Below are 19,081 nucleotides of genomic sequence, written 5' to 3' on the forward strand. Positions count from 1 at the left end.
AGGTGCATTTCGAGGATGGGTGGGCGGCTGCGCCCCTGCAGTGGGTGATGGGGGAGCTGGGCCAGGACCAGCTCGCCAGGATGGCCACCGACCCCGCGCTGGTCGCCGCGGTGGACCAGCACGCCGCGATCCTGCGGGACACGATCCCGCTCGACCCCGAGATCCTGGGCGACTACGTGCTGGGCTTCCTGGACGGACTGCGCGAGTGGGGCTGGTTCTACGACGGCCTGCCCGACCCCCCGGCGCTCCGCCTGACGGCCGCGTGCTGGCTCGCCCACCGGCACGGCTTCCTCACCGGCGACCTCCCCGCCTAGGCCGTCCGCGGGACCGTCATGCCCGCGCCGGCAGCTTGTCCAGCGGCTCGTTCCGGTACAGGCGCCCGATGGCATCGGCCAGGAGCGGCGCCACCGAGCACACATCAAGCGGCATTCCCGAGTCGGGCCGCTGTGCGACGGTGTCGGTGACCAGGATCCGCCGGATCATGGCACGGCCGAGGCGCTCGGCCGCCGATGCCACGAACAACCCGTGCGTCGCCACCACCACGATCTCCGGCGCGGCACCGTGGCCGGCCACCACCTCCGCGGCAGCCTCGATAGTGCCGCCCGTACTGATCATGTCGTCGACGATGACCACCGGACGATCCCGTACATCCCCCACCAGTTCCTCGGCGACCACACGTGTCCCGCTCAGCCTGGTCTTGCGCACCACCGCCACAGGACACGACAGCAGAGCGCCGTAATGCTCCGCCAGCTTGACCGCGCCGAGATCAGGCGCCACCACCACGGCCTCGTCCGGCACCTGCTCACCCAGCACGCGGGCGAGGGACGGCACGGCCGTCAGCATCTCCACCGGAACAGCGCAGATCGCCTCCAGCGCGGTCGTGTGCGGATCCGTCACGATCAGACGCCGCATCCCGGCCGAAGCGAGCGCGTCCGCGACGACGCGGATTCCGATCGCCTGCCCGGACCGGCCACGACGGTCCTGACGGGCGTACCCGAAGTACGGCATGACCGCGGTGATCTGCGCCGCGCCCGCCCGACGGCAGGCGTCGATCAGCAACAGCGACTCCATCACGTGCTCGTTGACCGGCGGGCTCGTGGGTTGGACCAGATAGACGTCCGCACCCCGCATCCCGCCCACGACGGGCCGGAGCTCTCCGTCCGGAAATCGCTCCACCGCCGCGGAGACCGGCGCGATGCCGAGAATCCCGGCCACGGAGCCGGCCAGCGCGTGGTTGGCCGTTCCCGCCACGATCTGCAGTGTCATCGGTGTGGTCCACCTCCGCTCGTGGCGGGGCATCTACCCCTCGCTGCCCTCGCTCCCCCTCCGGCCCAGGCCGGCCGCGAGCAGCAGCTCGTGGGCGAGTCGTGCGGCCCGCTCCGCATGCGGCTGCCCGGGCTCCTCCACCGGAGGGCTCTCCAGGCCGCGGGCCAGGGCCAGACTCGCCTCCGCCAACGCCTGGAGCTGCTGGTCGACTTTGTCGGCCCGGGCCCTGAGAGCGTTCAGCTCGGCCTCGAGCGCATGAGTTCGTTCTTCTGAAGAAACCACGTCAGGCTGGGGCTCGGACATCTGACCTACCTCTCAGGAAGCGCTCGCTCTGCTTTCCCCCTGCCCAGGGTCGGCGCGGTGTCACAGCGTCCAGACCTCCTTACCGGGGTCGCGGCCGGGCCGAGTCGGCCCGCCCGCCCCTGCATCGTCCCGGAGGTCGGCGGGAGTCAGGGCTCCCGGATGTCCGGCCGGGTGGAGCCGACCGTCCCGGTGCCGGTCTGCGGCGTGATCCGCTGCTCCGACGTGCCGCGCTCGGCCATCTCCTCGGGCGTCATGGCACGGGCGTGCTCACGCCCCTGCTGGTACGCCTCCGCGTGCGCCCTGGCCTGCGGCGCCTCCTCCTCGATCCGGCTGAGCCAGCGTTCCCACCGCTGCTGCATGGGCCGCACGAGCCCGCCGCCGACGCCGATGGCCGCGATCGCGCCCACTGTGGCGAGCGCCGCGATCAGGACCGGGGTGGTGACCGCCGTGGCCACGCCGATCTGGTTGAGCGCGGCGATGATCCCCAGCGCCCAGATGAACACTTCCGCGGCCACGGCCAGCAGGCGGCCGTAGGACAGCCCGCCGAGCGCGCCCCTGATGATGTCGCCGACGGCCTTCGCGATCGCGCCGGCCACCACGATGATCACGATGGCCACGATCGCCATGGGCAGCCACGCCACCACGGCGTTCAGCAGCGCGGAGATCGGGTTCGGCCCGAACACGCTGAACGCGATCTGCAGGGTGACCAGGATGATCGCATAGAAGACGATCCTGGCGAGCAGGCTGCTCGCGTCGTACTGGCTGCGCTCCAGCCACCTCTGCACGCCACTGCGCTGGACGGCCCGGTCGAACCCGACCCGCTCCAGAACCTTGTCGACGACCTTCTCCAGCAGCTTCGCCACGATCCAGCCGATGATGAGTATGACCAGGAACGCGATGAGTCTTGGTACGAATGTCGCGATCATTCGCCAGGCATCGGATATGCCCTGGCCTATGTTGATGTCCACGGTTTCCCCCTCCGAGGAGCCAATGTCAGCGCGCTACCCGCTCGGAGTGGCTATATGCACGCAGCGTGACATAATCTGCGCAGAAGCGGCCAAATGGTAAACAGAGCGTGATGATGGACGCCTTTGAGGTCAAGGCCGCTCGATGATTCGCCCTGGCCCGGTGCAACGAGAAAGCCCCAGACCTGGCGGGTGCCAGAATCTGGGGCTTTGTGGGGTGGACGATACTGGGATTGAACCAGTGACCTCTTCCGTGTCAGGGAAGCGCTCTCCCGCTGAGCTAATCGTCCGTATTGAGTTGTCACTCAGAGCGGAAGACGGGATTCGAACCCGCGACCCTCACCTTGGCAAGGTGATGCTCTACCCCTGAGCCACTTCCGCATGGCACTGCTCTTACCTTAGCGGATCTCGTGAGATCCGCCGAACCTGCCGAGGTGGAGACGGGATTTGAACCCGTGTAGACGGCTTTGCAGGCCGCTGCCTCGCCTCTCGGCCACTCCACCAGGAGTTGAACTCCGAGCGGAAGACGGGATTCGAACCCGCGACCCTCACCTTGGCAAGGTGATGCTCTACCCCTGAGCCACTTCCGCGTGTCTCCGGCGCCAGCCGGTTACGAAGAAAACCATATCGCTTTCCGGGAGTGCCCGTGTCCATGGAGCAGCTCCCGGGGCGAAAATCAGCGGACGAGGCGGACGTCCTCCGCCTTGACGAACGCGACGCGGTGACCGAGCTGGATCTGGTGGTAGCGCTGCCTGCCCCTCACGGTGACGTGGTTCGCGGGCTTGTATCCGGCCGCATGGTACGAACCGGTCAGGGTGTCGCCGACCGTGTACGCCTCGCCGGGGCCGATCCGGTACGGGAGCGCGACGTGAGGCTGGTAGGCGACTCCCGTGCCGCGATAGGCCGACTTCTCCGGGTAGGCGCGCCCGTACACCTTGACGTCCGGGTTGCGCGGGACCACCACGGGGCCGCGGGCGCGGACGGCGGTCGGGTGCTCGTGCGGGTCGTGGAACCAGGCACGGCGGCCGAGATACCAGATGGCCGTCCAGTCGCCGCGCCGCCCGGCCACCGCGAACCGCTGCCCGGCGGAGGCGCGGGCGCTGTGGTCGTAGACGCTGTACGTGCTGGGCTCGCCGACGCGCTTGCCGATGTCGTCCACCAGCGGCGCGTCGTGGCGGGGCGCCGTGTGCAGCCACACCGCGGACGCGCCGTGCGGCGGGCACGGCCGGTCGGGCTTGGCGCTCTTGCAGCCGGTGAAACGCGGCCGGTGCTCGTCGTACTCCGGCAGGATCAGGACGGATCCCCCACGCCCGGGCCGTTCCCGCACAACCCTGCCGAACCCGACCCCATCACGCACGACCGAGCTTGCGGCGGTCTGGTCGCGCATGGCCGAGCCCATGGAGTCCTGGTCACGCACCACCGGGCCGCTCTGACCGCGCACGACCGCGTCCGCTGTGGCCTGATCAAGCACGATGGTGTCGGCGGCGGTCTGATCACGCGCGGCCGGATCCGCGGCGGGCCGGTCAAGCGCGGCTAGGTCTGCAGGGGTGTGGTGGTGCGTGGCGGGGTCCGCGGTGGTCTGGTCATGTGCGGCCGGATCCGCAGGGGTGCGGTGATGCATAGCAGGGTCCGCGGCGGTCCCGTCGTGCGCGGCCGGATCTCCAGCGGTGTGGTGACGCATGGCGGGGTCCGCGGTGGTCTGGTCATGTGCGGCAGGATCCGCAGGGGTGTGGTGGTCCGCGGCGGTTCCGTCGTGCGCGGTCGGGTCCGCGGCGGTGTGGTGCATGGGCAGGTCTGCGGTGGTGTGGTCGCGTATGGCTGGGGCCGCCGGAGGCTGGGCGTGGGAGGGACTGGTGGTGTCGGGGTGGTCTGGTTCTTCGCCGTACGAGGTGGCGGGCTCGTCGGTGGCTGCCTTCCTCAGGGTGTCGAGTCGCCGGGGGCGCTTGTCGAAGGGGGCGTCGAGCAGGTCGAAGTAGTGGGCCCAGTCCCAGTAGGGGCCGGGGTCCTCGTGCATGGTGGCGAGGGTGTCCGGGGTGGTGCCGGGGACGTTGTCGTGGCCCAGGATGTGGGCCCGGTCGAGCGGGATGTCGTGCTCGGCGGCCAGGTGGCGGACCAGCCGGGCCGAGGCGCGGTACATGGCCTCGGTGTACCAGGTGCCACCCCTGGCCAGGTAGCCCTCGTGCTCGATGCCGACCGAGCGGGTGTTGACGTCCCAGTTGCCGGCGTGCCAGGCGATGTCGCGGGTCTTCACGTGCTGGGCGATCTGGCCGTCGCGGGAGCGGATCGTGTAGTGCCAGCTCACGTACTCCGGGTCGCGGATCAGGCGTGGGATGCCCCGGAAGGGGCCCTCGGTGTCGTGGATGACGATGTAGTCGATTCGGCGGGGGCGGCTCATGCGGTCGTGGTTGCCGTAGTCCTGCTCGCCGGTCCTGGCGTACGCGGCGGGCATCCATCGGCACTCCAGCGACGGCGGGCACTCGGCCCCGTCCCCCGGATCGGTCGGACGGACGGGGGAGCGGAGCGCCGGGTGCGCGGGCAGCCGGACCAGGGAGCCGTCGTCCGCCCGTCGGGCCGCGCCGTCGCGGATCACCCGCAGCACCTCGTCGGCGAACGCGGGCGAGCCCGAGTAGCGGGCGACCGCGGCGTGCCAGCGGGCCGGGTCGGCGCTGGGCACGCCCTGGTAGGACGCGAGCAGGGCGGCGCCGGCCCGGATGTTCGCGGCGGCGTCCCTGCGCAGCCGCTCGACGCTGACCCCCGTCAACCGCGCGGCCTCCCCAAGAGTCGCCCCCCAGTCGCCTCCGGACGAGGCCGCTTCGCCCGCGGTCGCGCCCCGATCGCCGCTTCCGGTCCGCGCCGCCTCTTTCGAGGTCGCTCGCGGGGAGCCGGATGCCGGCCGGGTGGTCTCGTGGGGTGTCGTCCCCTTGCCTTCCGCCGGGCCCGTCGCGGGTTCGCCCCGGGGATCCAGGTGCGGGCGGGGGCGGGCAGCGTCGCCGCGGGCGTCGCCGTGCTGGTGGCCCGGTGCGGCGGCGCGGGGGAGGGGGCCGTGCGGCCGGCCGCCGGAGCGGGGACCGGCGCCCGTGATGAGCGCGGGGTCCAGCAGGTGCATGGGGCCGTAACCGCCCGCCGTGGAGGGCTCGCCCGCGTGCGCGTCCCAGCGCGACTGCAGGTACGACACGCCCAGGAGCACGCTGACCGGCACCCCGTACTCCCTGGCCGCCGAGGCGAAGTCGTCCTGGCGTCCCCCCGGCTGGCCGGCCAGGACGGCGGCGGCGACGGCGACCTGCAACAGCATGACGGACCTCCACGCGACGGTACGACGCGAACACTGTGCGTCACCATTCCCGCGCCCGCATGGGATCTACCTAAAGCCGCACACCTGATTGGGAGAAGCTGAGCCCTCGTCCGAGCTGATTCTGCCCGAAATCGGGCAGGATGTTGGCGTGTCTCGTTCCATCTGCGTAATGTCCTCGTCTGTGTCTACGGCGCGGCATCCCTACGAGGACCTCATCGTCCACCTCACCCGGACGAGCCCGCTCGGGCCCGGCGAGGCGGCGCGCGTGGTGGCCGACGTGCTGTCGTACTTCTCCGAGTCCTCGGAGGAGTTCGTCCGGCGTCGCCACGGGGAGTTGCAGGCCCGTGGCTTCACCAACGATGAGATCTTTCCCAGGATCGCCGCCGAGCTGAGGGCCCGCCGGGTGGCGGCGCCCGAGCTGTCGCTGCGGCAACTGCGCCGGATCGTCTACGGATAGGAGACTCGGATGTGCGGAATCGTCGCGTACGTGGGGCCGAAGGACGCGGCACCCATCCTGCTCGAAGGGCTGCAGCGGCTGGAGTACCGCGGCTACGACTCGGCCGGGATCGTCGTCTCCAGCAAAGGACTCAAGGTCCGCAAGGTCAAGGGCAGGGTCGCCGACCTGGCCAAGGTGGTGCCGGCCAGGTTCAAGGGCGCTCTCGGCATCGGCCACACCCGGTGGGCGACGCACGGCGTGCCCAGCGACGAGAACGCGCATCCGCACCTGTCGGGCGATGAGCGCATCGCGGTGGTGCACAACGGCATCATCGAGAACGCCGGGGAGCTGCGGGCCAAGCTCGTCGCCGACGGCGTGGAGTTCCGGTCCGAGACCGACACCGAGGTGCTCGCCCACCTGATCGCCGCCGCCGTCGACGAGAACGACTCCCTTGAGGAGGCCGTACGCAAGTCGCTCAAGAGCGTCGTCGGCACGTACGGGATCGCGGTGATCGACGCCGAGCGGCCGGGCGAGGTGGTCGTGGCTCGCAACGGCAGCCCGATCGTGCTCGGCATCGGCGAGAAGGAGATGTTCGCCGCCTCCGACGTGGCCGCGCTCGTCCGCTACACCCGCCAGGTGGTCCACCTGGAGGACGGCGAGCTGGCCGTGCTGCGCGCCGACGGGTTCCACACCTTCGCCAGCGACGCCCGCGAGACCGCCAAGGAGCCGCTGACCGTCGACTGGGACGCCGGCCACTACGACACCGGCGGCTACGAGCACTACCTGCTCAAGGAGATCTCCGAGCAGCCCGAGACCACCGCCCGCACGATGAGCGGCCGCCTGGACGAGCGCTTCAACGTGGCCCACCTGGGCGGGCTCAACATGAACGCCCGCGAGACCCGCTCCTTCCGCCGGGTGAAGGTCATCGGCTGCGGTTCGGCGTACTACTCCGGCCAGATCGGCGCCCAGCTGATCGAGGAGCTGGCCCGCATCCCGGCCGACGCCGAGCCCGCCAGCGAGTTCCGCTACCGCAACCCCGTCGTCGAGCAGGACACGCTCTACGTCGCCATCAGCCAGTCCGGCGAGACCTACGACACGCTCGCCGCCGTGCAGGAGCTCAAGCGCAAGGGCGGCCGGGTGATCGGCATCGTCAACGCGGTCGGCAGCGCCATCGCCCGCGAGGTCGACGGCGGCGTCTACCTGCACGCGGGCCCTGAGGTGTCGGTGGCCTCGACCAAGGCGTTCACCTCGACCGCGGTCGCGTTCGCGCTGCTGGCGCTGCACCTGGGCCGGGTGCGCGACCTGTCGCCGGCCGACGGCCGGCGCATCTGCGAGGGCCTGCGCAGGCTGCCGGGCCAGATCGAGGAGATCCTCACGCAGGGCGACAAGATCGCCGAGCTGGCGCAGAAGTACGCCAAGCACGCGAGCATGATGTTCGTCGGCCGGGTCCGCGGCTATCCGGTGGCCCGCGAGGGCGCCCAGAAGCTCAAGGAGATCTCGTACGTGCACGCCGAGGCCTATCCGGCCAGCGAGCTCAAGCACGGCCCGCTCGCGCTGATCGGCCCGGAGATGCCGACGGTGGCGGTCGTCCCCGACGACGAGCTGCTCGACAAGAACCTCACCACGCTCGGCGAGATCCGCGCCCGCGGCGGCAGCGTGCTGATGGTCGGCCACCGCGAACCGGACACCAAGCTGGCCGAGGACTGCATCGTGGTGCCCAAGAACGAGATCGAGCTGGACCCGATCCTGCTCACGATCCCGCTCCAGCTGCTGGCCTACCACGCCGCGGTGGCCCTCGGCAGGGACGTGGACAAGCCGCGCAACCTGGCCAAGAGTGTCACGGTGGAATAGCGGCAAGAGGGGGTTAGTAAACCCTTACCGTTCGGCTGGGTCATAGTCGGAATCCGGCCGGTGTCGCCCCGGGAGGGGAGCGCCTAGGGTCGAAAATGTGCCCCAGTCCGACCCCGACACTCCCAATCTCGCCCGAATGTACGACTACCTGCTCGGCGGCAAGGACAACTTCGCGGTCGACCGCGAGGCCCTGGACCGGCTGGCGGACCTGATACCGGAGGCGGTGCCGCAGGCGCGCGCCGCCAGGGAGTTCCTCCAGCGTGCGGTACGCTACGCCGCCGCGCAGGGCGTCACCCAGTTCCTGGACGTGGGCAGCGGCCTGCCCACCCAGGGCAACGTGCACGAGGTGGTCCCGGACGCCAGGGTCGTCTACGTCGACCACGACCCGGTGGTGGCCGCGCACGGCCGCGAACTGCTGGAGGAGCAGGCCGGGGCCGTCTTCGTGGAGGCCGACCTGCTCGACCCCGCGCGGATGCTGGACGGCGCCGCCGGCTTCCTCGACCCGGCCAGGCCGGTCGGGGTGCTGCTGGTGTCGGTGCTCCACTTCGTGCCCGACAGCATGAACCCGCACGCCGTGGTCGCCCTCCTGCGGGAGGCGCTGGCGCCGGGCAGCCACCTGGCGATCGCGCACGCCACCTCGTCCGGCGACGCCCCGGCGGGCGGCACCGGCCGGGGACCGGAGGAGATCCAGGCGTTCTTCGGTGACTTCGTCATGATCGAGCCCGGTCTGGTGCAGGCCCACGAGTGGCGGCCCGACCGGCCACGCCTGGTCGGCGCCACACGGCTGCCGCTGCTGGCCGGGATGGCCTGGAAACCTTAGTAGGTGATATCCGGCATGTGTAACTCTGCGTGATCTGTAAATAACCTGAAGTGGACACTTCGGGGGAGGCGGGTCATGCGGCGCAGGCGGTTCCTCGTGACAGGCCTGGGAGTGGCCGCCTGCTTGGCCGGCTGCGGTGACCGTCACGCCGGACGCGCGCCCGGCGCGTACGAGATCCTCGGCGGCGGCGAGCGCTGGAGCCGCGTCGCCGAGGCGTTCACCCAGGTGGCCCGCGGAGCCGGCTACCCGGTCGGCGGGGCCGGGCCGGTCACCACGATCACCATCACCGGGCTGCCCGCGCTCGCCGCCGCCGAGCTGAACGCGGCCGAGTCGCCCCTGCACGGCACCACCCCGCTGGCCCGGCTGGCCGGCGAGGTCGAGGTGGTGCTGGTGCCGCGCGACTCGGGTCTGGCCACCTTCGACGCGTTCGGCGCCCGCCTGCGCGCCGACCCCACGGGCACCCCGCTCGCCGGCGGGCCGCAGGGCGCCCCCGACCACCTGCTGTTCGGGCTCATCGCCCGCGGGCTCGGCGCCGACACCCGGCAGGTGGACTACACCGGCTACCCCGGCATCTCCGAGGTCGCCACCGCGCTGCTCGCCGGCCGCGCCGTCGCCGCGACGGGCCCGCTCGCCGGCTGGCGCCCGTACATCGACCGGGGCCGGGTCCGGGTGCTGGCCGTGTCCTGTGCCGAGCGGTTCCCCGGGCTGGACGCGCCCAGCCTGCTGGAGCTCGGGGTCCGGGTGGACTTCGCGAGCTGGTGCGCCGCCGTCGGGCCCGGCGGCATGCCGCAGGAGAGCCGGGAGGCGGCCATCGGCATGTGCGAGGAGGTGACCGGCTCGCCCGGCTGGCAGCGTACCTGCCGGGAGGGCGACTGGACGCCGATCCCGCTGGCCGGCGACCGCTTCGCCGCCTGGGTCGTCTCCGAGGTCCGCCGCACCAAGGCCGTGCTCCGCGATCTCGGCCTCCTCGAAAGCGGCAAGGGCACAACATGATGTGGCGGTTGCGAAAGCAGCCACTAGATGTAGGATCTCGATCGTTCGCCGGTTCGCCCCCGCCCGGGGCGGAGCAAAAGGGAACCCGGTGCGATTCCGGGGCTGCCCCGCAGCGGTGAGCGGGAACGACCGCCGTCAACGAGCACTGGAAAGATCCGGGAAGCGACGGCCAGTAGGAGAGTGCGAGACGCCCGCGAGCCCGAAGACCTGCCGGCGATGGACCATGTCCAGGGCCTCGAGGGAGGGCCCGGGGGCCTAGCGGCGTGCGCCGCCGTGCTCTCGCGCGCCCTCACGGGGATGAGCTCGCGAGGAGAGAGCACGTGACACAGATCGTCGAGGGTGATCGGCGCCTGGCCATCGAGGAGGCCGCCGCCCGGGTGATCGCCGACCCGGCGAACTCGCGGGTGGCCGCCGGGCTGCTCGCCGAGGAGATCGCCGACGAGGCGGCCGCGCACGGGGTGCGGTCGTTCTCCGGCTCGATCGCCGCCACCCACGCGGCGGGGCTGATCCAGGACGGCCTGGCGGAGTTCGTCGCCGCGCACGCCGCCGAGCTGGACGCGCTCGTCTCGGACGCCGCCGACGAGCGGTTCGAGTACTTCGGGCTGCGCACCGTCTACGACCGCTACCTGCTGCGCCACCCGGTCACCCGGACCGTGCTGGAGCGGCCCCAGCACTTCTTCCTGCGGGTCGCCTGCGGGCTGTCGGAGACCGTCGCGGAGGCCGCCGAGCTCTACCGGCTGATGGCGACGCTGTCCTACCTGCCCAGCTCGCCGACCCTGTTCAACGCGGGCGCGCGCCGCCCGCAGCTCTCGTCGTGCTTCCTGCTCGACTCGCCGCGCGACGAGCTGGAGGCGATCTACGACCGGTACGCGCAGGTCGCCCGGCTGTCGAAGTACGCGGGCGGCATCGGCATCTCGTGGACCCGGGTGCGCTCACGTGGCTCGCTCATCCGGGGCACCAACGGCCACTCCAACGGCATCGTGCCGTGGCTGCGCACCCTCGACGCCTCGGTCGCGGCGGTCAACCAGGGCGGCCGGCGCAAGGGCGCGGCCTGCGTCTACCTGGAGACCTGGCACGCCGACATCGAGGAGTTCCTGGAGCTGCGCGACAACACCGGCGAGGACGCCCGCCGCACCCACAACCTCAACCTGGCCAACTGGGTGCCGGACGAGTTCATGCGCCGCGTCGAGGCCGGTGAGGACTGGTCGCTGTTCGACCCCAAGGACGTCCCCGACCTGCCCGACCTGCACGGCGAGGCGTTCACCCGCGCCTACCGGGCCTACGAGGCCGAGGGCCGGCACACCCGGCGGATCCCGGCCAGGACCCTGTACGGGCGGATGATGCGGACGCTCGCGCAGACCGGCAACGGCTGGATGACGTTCAAGGACACGGCCAACCGCACCTCCAACCAGACCGCCCGGCCGGAGAACGTCATCCACCTGTCCAACCTGTGCACCGAGATCCTGGAGGTCACCAGCGACGCCGAGACCGCGGTGTGCAACCTCGGCTCGGTCAACCTCGCCGCCCACCTGGACGGGCGCGACGGCCTCGACTGGGAGCGGCTGCGCGCCACCGTCCGGACGGCCGTGCGCTTCCTGGACCGCACCATCGACCTGGGCTTCTACCCGACGCCCGAGGCCGGGGCGGCCAACCGGCGCTGGCGGCCGATCGGGCTCGGCGTGATGGGGCTGGCCGACGTGTTCTTCGCGCTCCGCCTCCCGTTCGACTCGCCGCGGGCGCTGGAGCTGTCCACCCGTATCGCCGAGGAGATCGCGCTGGCGGCCTACGACACCTCGGCCGACCTGGCCGCCGAACGCGGGCGGCATCCCTCGTACGACGACACCCGCGCCGCGGCGGGCGTGCTGCACCCCGACCACTACGCCGCCGCCGGCTCGCCGCGCTGGGACGCGCTCCGCGAGAAGATCGCCGCCACCGGGCTGCGCAACTCGCTCATGATCGCCATCGCGCCGACGGCCACCATCGCGTCCATCGCCGGCTGCTACGAGTGCATCGAGCCGCAGGTGTCCAACGTGTTCAAGCGCGAGACGCTGTCTGGCGAGTTCCTCCAGGTCAACCGCTATCTGGTGGCCGACCTGCGGGAACGCGGGCTGTGGACGCAGGCGACGCGTGACGCGCTGAAGCGCGCCGACGGGTCCGTGCAGCACCTGCCGGGCATCCCCGACGACCTCAAGCTGCTCTACCGCACCGCCTGGGAGCTGCCGCAGAAGGCGCTCATCGACCTGGCCGCCGCCCGCCAGCCGTACGTCGACCAGGGCCAGTCGCTCAACCTGTTCATGGCCGCCCCCACCATCGGCAAGCTCTCGTCGATGTACGCCTACGCGTGGAAGCAGGGCCTGAAGACCACCTACTACCTGCGTTCCCGCCCGGCCACCCGCATCGCGCAGACCACCGTCCAGCCGGCCGCCGCCGTCGAGCAGGTGGCCTGCTCGCTGGAGAACCCCGACGTCTGCGAAGCCTGCCAGTAAGGAGATCCCCTCATGCTTCTCGACCCCGGAATGGACCTCACCCTGCGCCCGATGCGCTACCCGGACTTCTACGAGCGCTACCGGGCCGCCATCCGCAACACCTGGACGGTGGAGGAGGTCGACCTGCACTCCGACGTGGCCGACCTGGCAAAGATGACCGCCCAGGAACGGCACCTGATCAACCGGCTGGTCGCGTTCTTCGCCACCGGTGACTCGATCGTCGCCAACAACCTGGTGCTCAACCTCTACCAGCACGTCAACGCCCCCGAGGCCCGGCTCTACCTGAGCAGGCAGCTGTTCGAGGAGGCGGTGCACGTGCAGTTCTACCTGACGCTGCTCGACACCTACCTGCCCGACCCGGACGAGCGGGTCAAGGCGTTCGCCGCGATCGAGCACATCCCGTCGATCCGCGACAAGGCCGAGTTCTGCTTCCGGTGGATCGACTCCATCGGGGACCTGCGGAGCCTGGAGAACGCGGGCGACCGGCGGCGGTTCCTGCTCAACCTCATCTGCTTCGCCGCCTGCATCGAGGGCCTGTTCTTCTACGGCGCCTTCGCGTACGTGTACTGGTTCCGCTCCCGCGGCCTGCTCAGCGGGCTGGCCACCGGGACGAACTGGGTGTTCCGCGACGAGTCCATGCACATGGAGTTCGCGTTCAGCGTCGTCGACACCGTCCGGGCGGAGGAGCCCGAGCTGTTCGACGAGGAGCTGGGCGAGCAGGTCGGCCGCATGCTGGAGGAGGCGGTCGCCGCCGAGCTGGCCTTCGCCCGCGACCTGTGCGGCGACGGCATGCCCGGGATGTCCGCCGAGCAGATGCGCGCCTACCTGGAGTACGTCGCCGACCAGCGGCTGGTCAGGCTGGGCATGCCCCGCCGCTACGGCACCGAGAACCCGTTCGCCTTCATGGAGCTCCAGGACGTGCAGGAGCTGGCCAACTTCTTCGAACGCCGGGTGTCCGCTTATCAGGTGGCGGTTGAGGGCAATGTGAGTTTTGACGAGAACTTCTGAATCTTCGGGGGGTCGCTCACGTGCAGTTCTCCAGCGCCTGGCTGAACCTGGCCGGCGCGATGATCGGGGCGGTCATCGTCCTGGAGCTGACCCGGCAGGTGCTCCTCAGGGTCGGGCGCAAGTGGACCTTCAGCAGCCGCCTGGTCAAGCACTGCCACTGGCCGGTGGTGACGACCGTCCTGCTGATGACGTTCAACATCATGTTCTACCCGCTGATGATCGGCCCTGAGCCGCAGCAGCGGGCGTTCGGCGAGTCCGTCGAGCGGGTCGTCACGCTGCTCATCATCGGCGCGGCGACCTGGCTGATCATCCAGGCGACGTACGCGTTCACGGACGTCGCCCTGGAGCGCCTGGACCTCGTGGAGGGGGAGCGCAACCGGCGGGCCCGCCGCATCAAGACGCAGATCACGCTGGTGCGCCGGGCCGCCACCGCGACCGTCGTGGTGATCGCGTTCGGCGCGATGCTGTTCACCTTCCCGCAGGTGCGGGCGCTGGGCGCGGGTCTGCTCGCGTCCGCGGGCATCGCCGGCGCGGTCGTCGGCATCGCCGCCCAGCCGACGCTCGGCAACATGCTCGCCGGGCTGCAGCTCGCCTTCAGCGACGCGCTGCGCCTGGACGACGTCGTCGTGGTGCAGGAGGAATGGGGCAGGATCGAGGAGCTCACGCTCACCTACGTCGTGGTGCGGCTGTGGGACGAGCGGCGCCTGGTCCTGCCGGTCTCCTACTTCACGCAGACCCCGTTCGAGAACTGGACCCGGCACGGCAGCCGGGTCCTCGCCGTCGTCTACCTGCGCGTCGACTGGTCGGTACCGGTCGAGAAGCTGCGTGAGGAGCTCTACCGCTACCTGCAGACCAACCCGCTGTGGGACCAGAAGGACTGGACCCTCCAGGTCACCGACATCCAGCTGAACGGCCTGGTCGAGCTGCGCGCGCTGATGAGCGCCGCGGACTCGGCCTCCGCCTGGGATCTCAAGTGCGACGTGCGCGAGCACCTCATCACGTACGTGCGCGAGAACCACCCCGAGGCCATGCCCCGCTTCCGCGTCGAGTCGCCCGAGACCCGCGCGGGCGTCCCCTGGCCCGGCGAGCCCGGCTCGCCGTAAAACCGCTGGCGCTCCGGCCGATCATCGGTCTAGCGTTGACAGCGTCAAGACCGAGGAGAAAGGGGGCGAGCAGTGACCGGCCTGAAGCGCGAACCGCTTCCCCCGTCTCCCGGCGCCTGCCCGGCATCCGGCTGACCCGACCCGGCCGCCGGGGTTCACAGGCGGTTCTTCACCACCCGAGTGTGGGGCAGCTTGGCAGCCCGCCTGCCTTGGGAGCAGGAGCGTCGCAGGTTCGAATCCTGCCACTCGGACACCGGCCCTGAAAGAAGAGGGCCGCGGGCACTGATCTGGACCGGCGGGAGTGGCGACCCCCGGCCGGACACGGCCCTCCGCCCCGGGCACGGCCCACGCCAGCCCGGCCCGGGGCCCACCCTCTTAACCCTGCAGCAGTCCGGCCAGCTTCTCCGCCACCTCGTCGGGCGATCCGGAGCCGTCGACCACCAGGTCAGGGTGCTCCGGCGGTTCGTAGGCCTGGCCGAGGCCGGTCATGTTGGGCAGCCTGCCGGCCTTCGCCTGGGCGTACAGGCCCTTCGGGTCCCGGCTCGCGCACACCTCGGGCGGGGTGTCCACCCAGACCTCGGCGAAGTCGCCCGGCGGGAACAGGCTCCGCGCCGCCGCCCGGTCCGTCCGGAAGGGCGAGACCAGCGCGACGATCACGATCAGCCCGGCGTCCAGCAGGATGCGGGTCAGCTCGGCGACCCGGCGCACGTTCTCCGCCCGGTCTCCCGGGGTGAACCCGAGGTCTCTGTTGAGTCCGCTGCGGACGTTGTCGCCGTCGAGCACGTACGTGTGCAGCCCCATGGCGTGGAGCCGCCGCTCCAGCGCGTTGGCGATGGTCGACTTCCCGGAGCCCGGCAGACCGGTCAGCCACAGCACCTTGGCCCGCTGCCCCTTCAGCTCCTGCCTGGCGTCGCGGTCGACGGTGAAGGTCTGCCGGACGACGTTGCGGCCGCGCCGCAGCGCGTGCCGGACCATGCCGGCCGCCACCGTCTCCTTGCTGACCCGGTCCACGAGCAGGAAGCTGCCGGTGTCCCGGCACTCCTGGTAACCGTCCAGGCAGAGAGGGGTGTCGGTGGCCAGCTCGACCGTGCCGATGTCGTTGAGGCCGAGGGCGCGCGCGGCGAGCCGCTTGCCGGACACCACCTCCATCCGGCCGCGCACGGCCGTGACCGTGGCGGGCACGGTCCGCGGCCCGGCCAGCATCAGGTAGGAGCGGCCGTGCCGCAGCGGCTCCCCGGCGGTCCAGATCAGGGTGGCGGAGTACGCCGTGGCCGGGGACAGTCCGTCGCCCAGGGCTTCCGGCGTGGTCAGCAGGTCTCCGCGCCGGACGTCGACGTCGTCGGCCAGCGTCACCGTCACCGGGGTGCCGGGAGCGGCCTGGTCGAGGTCGCCGCCGCCGGGGCCGATCAGCCGGTCGATCCTGGACGCGACCCCGCTGCCGGCGACCGCGACGGCGTCGCCCCGCCGGACCGGGGCGCCGATCACGGTGCCCGCGAAACCGCGGAAGTCGTCCGCCCGGATCACGTACTGGACGGGCAGCCGGTAGCCGCCGGCGTCGTCCGCCCGCGACCCCTCGGCCGGCTCCCACTCCGACAGCGCGCCGAGCAGCGTCGGCCCGTCGTACCAGGGCAGGTTCGGCGAGGGCTCGACCACGTTGTCGCCCTGCACGGCGCTGGCCGGGATCACGCTCGCCGCCATGTCGAGGCCGTTCGCCGCCGCCAGGACCTCGCTCGCGAGTTTCTCGAACACCGCCTGGTCGTAGTCCACCGCGTCGAGCTTGTTCGCCACCGCGATGACCGCCCGCACACCCATCAACGCACAGATCGCCAGGTGTCTGTGGGTCTGCTCGCGGACCCCCTTGGTGGCGTCGACGAGTAACACGGCGACGTCCGCGGTGGACGCCGCGACCGCCATGTTGCGGGTGTACTGCTCGTGTCCCGGCGCGTCGGCGATGATCACCCGGCGCCCGGACGGCAGGTCCAGGAAGCGGTGGGCGACGTCGATGGTGATGCCCTGTTCGTGCTCCGCCTCCAGCCCGTCGGTCAGCAGTGAGTAGTCCACCGCGCCCGCAGCGATCGTGGAACCGCCGCGCCTGGTCCGCCGCGCGTAGTCGAGCTGGTCGTCGGTGGCGCCGCCGGTGCCGGCGAGCAGCCGTCCGATGAGGGTGGACTTGCCGTCGTCGACCGAGCCGCACGCGACCACTCGAAGCATGGAGATCATCAGAAGTATCCCTCCGACTTCTTGCTCTCGATGGAGGTGCCGCCCTCACCGTCGATGAGCCGGCCGGCGCGTTCGGACCTGCGGTCGCGTCTCATCTCGTCGATGACCTCGTCGACGGTCGCCGCCTTCGACTCGACCGCCGCGGACAGCGGGTAGCAGCCGAGTGTGCGGAACCGTACGTGGCGCAGTCGCGGCTCTTCGCCGGGCTCCAGCGGTAAGCGCTCGTCGTCCACCATGATCAACGAGCCGTTCCGCTCGACGACCGGGCGGGGTGCGGTGAAGTACAGCGGCACCACGGGGATGTCCTCTCGCTTGATGTAGCGCCAGACGTCCAGCTCCGTCCAGTTCGACAGCGGGAACACCCGCATCGTCTGGCCCTCCGCCAGCTCGGTGTTCGCCCGCCACCAGAACTCCGGACGCTGCGAGCGCGGCTCCCAGCGATGACCGGGCTCACGCAGCGAGAAGATCCTCTCCTTGGCCCGTGACCGCTCCTCGTCGCGTCGCGCGCCGCCGATCGCGGCGTCGAACCCGCCGTCGTCGAGCGCCCGGCGCAGCGTGACGGTCTTCATGATCCGCGTGTACTCGTGAGCGCCGTGGGTGAACGGCGTGGCTCCCTCAGGGTTGGTGTGCACCCGCAGGTCGAGCCCCAGCCGCTCGGCCGTCTCGTCCCGGAAGGCGATCATCTCGCGGAACTTCCAGCCGGTGTCGACGTGCACCACGGGGAACGGCATCCGGCCCGGCGCGAACGCCTTCATCGCCAGGTGCAGCAGCACCGAGGAGTCCTTGCCGATCGAGTACAGCAGCACCGGGCGGCGGAACGCGCCGGCGACCTCGCGCAGCACATGGATCGCCTCGGCTTCGAGCATGTCCAGGACGTCTTCTCCGGCCATGTGCAGACCCTCCGTCGTCGCTGTGCCAGATAGACCGTCTTCGCGGCCGTACGTGTCTATAGTAACCTATAAATAGGTGATATCGGGTTACTCGGTCTCACGCAAGACCCGGACCGGCCGAGCGGAGGAGAGGTCATCAACTTCCCAGGACGCGCGGCCGGAAACGCTACGAACAACCAGATCGGCGGTGTGGCGGATGAACGCTCGTGGCAAGCGGAACGGCTCTTTGACCGTCGAAGAACTGTCCAAGAAGACCTGGAACGACTTCGAGACGGTTCTCGGCGACAACGGAGGCGCCCGGGGGTGCTGGTGCATGCACTGGCGGCTCTCCATCGCGGAGTGGACGGAAGGAAAGGGCGAAGGGAACAAGAAGGCCATGAGCCGTCTCGCCCAGCGGAAACCGGTGCCGGGCGTCATCGTCTACGACGACGGCGCGCCGGTGGCGTGGTGCTCACTCGGGCCGCGCTCCGCGTTCCCGAGGCTCGAACGCTCGCCGCTCCTGTCGAGCGTGGACGACGAGCCGGTCTGCGCGCTCGCGTGCGTCTTCGTCCACAAGAAGCATCGTGGCTCCGGGCTGCTGCCGGGCATCCTCGAAGCCGTCTGCGCGTACGCGGCGTCCGAGGGTTACACGACCGCGGAGGGATATCCGGTCGAGCCTCCCGAGGGGAAACGCGCGGGCTCGGACACGGCGATGACGGGGATAGCCAGCGCCTTCCTCAAGGCCGGGTTCTCCGAGGTGGCTCGCCCGCGCAAGGACCGGCCGATCATGCGGCGGCAGCTCACCTGATCCCTGGGAAGGCGCGCCGGTCAGGGCGTCCGGCCCTGACGGTGGCGGCGCGCCTTCTCCCGGTTCCCGCAGATGCTCATGTTGCACCAGCGGCGGCGTCCGCCCCGCGAGGAATCCAGGAACAGCCAGCCGCACCTCCCGCAGGCCCTGACGCGGCCGGACGGAAGGGTGAACACCGCGTGGACCGCCAGCAGCGACAGGACGGCCGGAATCGCTCCCGGCGCCGTCCAGTCCGCGGTGTACCGGTCGAGCGCGGCGTCGATCCGCTGAACCTGGTCGGCTCCCACGCCCTTTCCGGCCCGTTCGAGAAGCGCGCCGAAGGGCCCGGCCGGCGCCGCCTCGCCGCGCGCGATCGCGCTGAACACGGCCCACGCCTGTTCCCTGACGGCCTGGACCTCGGGTACGAGATCCTTGGCGGACTCCTCCGGCAAGGGCGGCGTCTCCTCGAACAGCCCCGCGGACGCGCACCACGTCAGGACGTCCGAGGGCGTGTTCAGCAACTCGCCGTCCTCCGCCGGGTGGTTGCGGTCGAAGACGGTGTTCGTGAGGTCCAGGACCGGGTGGCCGCCGACGAAGTGGGCGTCCTGCCAGGGAGACTGGGCCTTGATAGCTAGAGTAACCATTACGTCTAGTTTAAATGGTTACGCGGCCCTTGGCTAGG

Annotated in this window: 16 protein-coding genes, 5 tRNA genes and 1 riboswitch; of the genes, 10 read left to right on the forward strand and 11 right to left on the reverse strand. The window is 70.9% G+C overall.

Going from position 1 to position 19,081, the window contains the following annotated elements:
* Positions 1-2: 2 nt before the first annotated feature.
* Positions 3-314 carry a DUF6401 family natural product biosynthesis protein gene (locus ACZ6YG_RS19290; protein WP_219547587.1) on the forward strand — a complete coding sequence of 104 codons (312 nt, stop codon included), beginning with the start codon at positions 3-5 and terminating at the stop codon, positions 312-314.
* A 16-nt stretch (positions 315-330) separates the two neighbouring features.
* Here ACZ6YG_RS19290 and ACZ6YG_RS19295 read toward each other — a convergent pair whose 3' ends face one another.
* The 8 genes from ACZ6YG_RS19295 to ACZ6YG_RS19330 form a co-directional block, all read right to left on the reverse strand.
* Positions 331-1,266 (reverse strand): ribose-phosphate diphosphokinase, encoded by a 936-nt coding sequence (locus ACZ6YG_RS19295; RefSeq protein ID WP_148030663.1) that lies wholly within the window; start codon positions 1,264-1,266, stop codon positions 331-333.
* 33 nt (positions 1,267-1,299) lie between these two features.
* Entirely contained in the window at positions 1,300-1,569 is a 270-nt protein-coding gene (locus tag ACZ6YG_RS19300) for a hypothetical protein (RefSeq protein WP_219547583.1), read from the reverse strand.
* Positions 1,570-1,715: 146 nt separating this feature from the next.
* On the reverse strand, positions 1,716-2,531 hold the full coding sequence (locus ACZ6YG_RS19305) for a mechanosensitive ion channel family protein (protein ID WP_148034451.1): 816 nt from the start codon (positions 2,529-2,531) through the stop codon (positions 1,716-1,718).
* Positions 2,532-2,752: 221 nt separating this feature from the next.
* Positions 2,753-2,824: transfer RNA gene (locus tag ACZ6YG_RS19310), tRNA-Val, on the reverse strand.
* Positions 2,825-2,843: 19 nt separating this feature from the next.
* Positions 2,844-2,915 (reverse strand) — tRNA-Gly (locus ACZ6YG_RS19315).
* A gap of 51 nt (positions 2,916-2,966) precedes the next feature.
* Positions 2,967-3,037, reverse strand: a tRNA-Cys gene (locus ACZ6YG_RS19320).
* 15 nt (positions 3,038-3,052) lie between these two features.
* Positions 3,053-3,124: transfer RNA gene (locus tag ACZ6YG_RS19325), tRNA-Gly, on the reverse strand.
* Positions 3,125-3,210: 86 nt separating this feature from the next.
* On the reverse strand, positions 3,211-5,826 hold the full coding sequence (locus tag ACZ6YG_RS19330) for an N-acetylmuramoyl-L-alanine amidase (protein WP_466018762.1): 2,616 nt from the start codon (positions 5,824-5,826) through the stop codon (positions 3,211-3,213).
* Positions 5,827-6,007: 181 nt separating this feature from the next.
* Here ACZ6YG_RS19330 and ACZ6YG_RS19335 point away from each other — a divergent pair, with 181 nt between their 5' ends.
* From ACZ6YG_RS19335 to ACZ6YG_RS19370, 8 genes are all read left to right on the forward strand, one after another.
* Positions 6,008-6,283 carry a hypothetical protein gene (locus ACZ6YG_RS19335; RefSeq protein ID WP_466018763.1) on the forward strand — a complete coding sequence of 92 codons (276 nt, stop codon included), beginning with the start codon at positions 6,008-6,010 and terminating at the stop codon, positions 6,281-6,283.
* A gap of 9 nt (positions 6,284-6,292) precedes the next feature.
* Positions 6,293-8,113 carry a glutamine--fructose-6-phosphate transaminase (isomerizing) gene (gene glmS, locus ACZ6YG_RS19340; RefSeq protein ID WP_219547579.1) on the forward strand — a complete coding sequence of 607 codons (1,821 nt, stop codon included), beginning with the start codon at positions 6,293-6,295 and terminating at the stop codon, positions 8,111-8,113.
* Between the two features lie 97 nt (positions 8,114-8,210).
* Positions 8,211-8,933 (forward strand): SAM-dependent methyltransferase, encoded by a 723-nt coding sequence (locus tag ACZ6YG_RS19345; protein ID WP_261808453.1) that lies wholly within the window; start codon positions 8,211-8,213, stop codon positions 8,931-8,933.
* 75 nt (positions 8,934-9,008) lie between these two features.
* Complete coding sequence (locus ACZ6YG_RS19350; RefSeq protein WP_466018764.1) at positions 9,009-9,926, forward strand: tripartite tricarboxylate transporter substrate-binding protein; 918 nt, start codon at positions 9,009-9,011, stop codon at positions 9,924-9,926.
* Positions 9,927-9,958: 32 nt separating this feature from the next.
* Positions 9,959-10,155, forward strand: a riboswitch (cobalamin riboswitch).
* 91 nt (positions 10,156-10,246) lie between these two features.
* Positions 10,247-12,412 (forward strand): ribonucleoside-diphosphate reductase subunit alpha, encoded by a 2,166-nt coding sequence (locus ACZ6YG_RS19355; protein WP_466018765.1) that lies wholly within the window; start codon positions 10,247-10,249, stop codon positions 12,410-12,412.
* 12 nt (positions 12,413-12,424) lie between these two features.
* On the forward strand, positions 12,425-13,420 hold the full coding sequence (locus ACZ6YG_RS19360) for a ribonucleotide-diphosphate reductase subunit beta (protein WP_148030669.1): 996 nt from the start codon (positions 12,425-12,427) through the stop codon (positions 13,418-13,420).
* A gap of 20 nt (positions 13,421-13,440) precedes the next feature.
* Positions 13,441-14,523, forward strand: coding sequence for a mechanosensitive ion channel family protein (locus ACZ6YG_RS19365; protein ID WP_466018766.1), 1,083 nt, complete (start codon positions 13,441-13,443; stop codon positions 14,521-14,523).
* A 176-nt stretch (positions 14,524-14,699) separates the two neighbouring features.
* Positions 14,700-14,774, forward strand: a tRNA-Pro gene (locus tag ACZ6YG_RS19370).
* Between the two features lie 124 nt (positions 14,775-14,898).
* Here the strand turns inward: ACZ6YG_RS19370 and cysC are convergent.
* Both cysC and cysD read right to left on the reverse strand, forming a co-directional pair.
* On the reverse strand, positions 14,899-16,743 hold the full coding sequence (cysC, locus tag ACZ6YG_RS19375; protein ID WP_148030670.1) for an adenylyl-sulfate kinase: 1,845 nt from the start codon (positions 16,741-16,743) through the stop codon (positions 14,899-14,901).
* The gene (cysD, locus tag ACZ6YG_RS19380) at positions 16,743-17,633 is read right to left on the reverse strand and encodes a sulfate adenylyltransferase subunit CysD (RefSeq protein WP_148030671.1); all 891 of its coding nucleotides are present in this window, start codon (positions 17,631-17,633) and stop codon (positions 16,743-16,745) included. The genes cysC and cysD overlap by 1 nt, the downstream gene beginning before the upstream one ends.
* Before the next feature lie 226 nt (positions 17,634-17,859).
* Here cysD and ACZ6YG_RS19385 point away from each other — a divergent pair, with 226 nt between their 5' ends.
* Positions 17,860-18,420, forward strand: a complete 561-nt coding sequence (locus ACZ6YG_RS19385) for a GNAT family N-acetyltransferase (RefSeq protein WP_364232344.1) — start codon at positions 17,860-17,862, stop codon at positions 18,418-18,420.
* Positions 18,421-18,440: 20 nt separating this feature from the next.
* On the opposite strand, the gene ACZ6YG_RS19390 is transcribed toward ACZ6YG_RS19385, so the two are convergent.
* Positions 18,441-19,043, reverse strand: coding sequence for a CGNR zinc finger domain-containing protein (locus ACZ6YG_RS19390; protein WP_466018767.1), 603 nt, complete (start codon positions 19,041-19,043; stop codon positions 18,441-18,443).
* Positions 19,044-19,081: the final 38 nt, after the last annotated feature.

This window comes from Nonomuraea sp. NPDC054003 (genome assembly GCF_055585125.1).

Bases quoted from the DNA above. Each gene is read 5' to 3' on its own strand.
- ACZ6YG_RS19295 (WP_148030663.1), bottom strand. From the start codon at position 1,266: ATGACACTGCAGATCGTGGCGGGAACGGCCAACCACGCGCTGGCCGGC.
- ACZ6YG_RS19300 (WP_219547583.1), bottom strand. From the start codon at position 1,569: ATGTCCGAGCCCCAGCCTGACGTGGTTTCTTCAGAAGAACGAACTCAT.
- ACZ6YG_RS19330 (WP_466018762.1), bottom strand. From the start codon at position 5,826: ATGCTGTTGCAGGTCGCCGTCGCCGCCGCCGTCCTGGCCGGCCAGCCG.
- glmS (WP_219547579.1), top strand. From the start codon at position 6,293: ATGTGCGGAATCGTCGCGTACGTGGGGCCGAAGGACGCGGCACCCATC.
- ACZ6YG_RS19350 (WP_466018764.1), top strand. From the start codon at position 9,009: ATGCGGCGCAGGCGGTTCCTCGTGACAGGCCTGGGAGTGGCCGCCTGC.
- ACZ6YG_RS19360 (WP_148030669.1), top strand. From the start codon at position 12,425: ATGCTTCTCGACCCCGGAATGGACCTCACCCTGCGCCCGATGCGCTAC.
- cysC (WP_148030670.1), bottom strand. From the start codon at position 16,743: ATGATCTCCATGCTTCGAGTGGTCGCGTGCGGCTCGGTCGACGACGGC.
- cysD (WP_148030671.1), bottom strand. From the start codon at position 17,633: ATGGCCGGAGAAGACGTCCTGGACATGCTCGAAGCCGAGGCGATCCAT.
- ACZ6YG_RS19390 (WP_466018767.1), bottom strand. From the start codon at position 19,043: ATGGTTACTCTAGCTATCAAGGCCCAGTCTCCCTGGCAGGACGCCCAC.